The 1,262-nt window shown below is 74.1% G+C and carries 2 protein-coding genes; both read right to left on the bottom strand.

Annotated features, from left to right (window positions below; translation table 11 throughout):
- Positions 1–158 precede the first annotated feature (158 nt).
- Entirely contained in the window at positions 159–338 is a 180-nt protein-coding gene (locus B7767_RS29855; protein WP_085574872.1) for a hypothetical protein, read from the bottom strand.
- Positions 339–502: 164 nt separating this feature from the next.
- Positions 503–1,051 (bottom strand): L,D-transpeptidase, encoded by a 549-nt coding sequence (locus B7767_RS29850; protein WP_085574871.1) that lies wholly within the window; start codon positions 1,049–1,051, stop codon positions 503–505.
- Between the last annotated feature and the right edge of the window lie 211 nt (positions 1,052–1,262).

The following is a 1,262-nucleotide window of genomic DNA, read 5'->3' as shown; positions in this document are numbered from 1 at the left end:
GGCCGTTCCATCGGCCCGAGCGTGCTGTCGGCCCGAGCGTGCCGCCGGCCTGGCCAGGCTGTGGGTCCGACCACCCCGCCGCCCCGGCCGGGGCACGCGGCCCGGCCGTCCCGTCGGCCCGAGCGTGCCGTCGGCCTGTTCGTGCTGCGCAGGCCGGCCTATGCCGCCTCGCGGTGTTCCTTGGCCGGTTCGCAGGGGTGGGGTTCCGGTGCGCGGGGTGGAGTGGAGATCGCGGCGGCCGCCGCGCAGGACGCCAGCAGGTCGTGCATCGGGATTCCGGAGACCGGCTGTGGCCGCGACTGCGCCGTGGTCCGGCGGGCGCTCTGGTGGGCCGGCATGGACGCCTCCTGAAGGACGGGGGCGGGCGTGGTTAGGTAGACCTAACCACGGACTGGATACCATGTGACCACGCCCGGGACGCCGAACGCAACATCTTGCCGACGTCTTGTCGGAACGTACGGGCCCCGTTCACGCGATCCGGCCGGAACGCGCGCACCGGGACTCACCGAACGACGACGACCTTCCGCCCGATCGTCGCGAACCGCCACAGCGCCTCACCGTCCGTGCGCGTCTCCCGGATGCCGCCCGTCCGCTGTTCCGGGTCGAGCCGCGGCGCCGACCCGTCGACCGCCGCGCTGAACCCGATCGCCGTGCCCTCGACGGACGCGAACCGCACCACGTGCTCGACCGGAACGCCATCCGATCCGGTGACCGCCGCGGACCGGGACGTGACCCGGTAGGTGCCCGGCTCCGGGTCCACCGTGCTGGGGCTGACCCCGTAGGTGCGCCGCACCTTGCCGTTCTCCTCGACCAGCCACACCCGGTCCTTGCCCAACGCGTACACGACCCGTTCGCCCGTCCCCGACCGTGCGGGCAGTGCGGCGGGGTGGCCGCCGTCCCGGAGGGCCTTCTGGACGGCCGCCGCGGTGCCGGGCGCCGGACGGTGCGGCCCGGCCGGGGCGGTCACCGCCGCCCGGTGGCCGAGGTAGCCGATCGTCGCGAGGGCCGCCGCGGTCAGCCCCGCCACGATCACCGAGCTGGTGCCTGCCACCGTCGTCACCTCTGTCCCGCTCTGCCCCGTTATCCACGTACGTCGTCGTGACCGTAGCAGTACGTGACCGGCCGACCCGTGCGGCCGTGGCCGGGGCCCGGGAGCCGTAGGCTGTTTGCGTGCTCTTGCTCGCTCTGGATACCGCCACCCCAGCCGTCACCGTCGCGCTGCACGACGGTCACGACGTCATCGCCTCGTCGAGCCAGGTGGA

This window comes from Streptomyces sp. 13-12-16 (assembly GCF_002114215.1).
Lineage (GTDB): Bacteria > Actinomycetota > Actinomycetes > Streptomycetales > Streptomycetaceae > Streptomyces.
This window is presented reverse-complemented; position numbering and strand designations above follow the sequence as displayed.